A 314-nucleotide genomic window follows, 5' to 3' on the forward strand; every position below is an offset into this window, starting at 1 on the left:
ATAATGATTTAATTCGCTCAAAAGAGTATCAAAAACAGTCGGATATAATATTTTCTTTTGGTCTGCAAGCCGCGTCTTCTGCCCACGACATATCAAAACCTATATCAACAGCGGTTCTGGCCTTAGAGGAAATTAAGCTATTTAAACCAGAGGAGCGATCGGGTAAAGAGTTTGATGAGTATTTAAATCTAGCCTTGGAACAAGCAAAAGAGTGTACGAAAAAACTAGCTAATATGTCATTTTCATTAGGATTTAATGAGTTTGAAAATGAAGAAGCTATCAACTTATGTTTATGGCTTGACGGCGTATTTGGT

1 protein-coding gene is annotated in these 314 nt (G+C 36.0%); it reads left to right on the forward strand.

All coding sequences use genetic code 11. From position 1 onward, the window contains the following. On the forward strand, positions 1–314 hold a 314-nt coding region (locus V1952_RS22660; protein WP_420075650.1), incomplete at both ends, for a hypothetical protein.

The sequence above is a fragment of the Yersinia sp. 2542 StPb PI genome, from assembly GCF_048593855.1.
Lineage (GTDB): Bacteria > Pseudomonadota > Gammaproteobacteria > Enterobacterales > Enterobacteriaceae > Yersinia > Yersinia enterocolitica_E.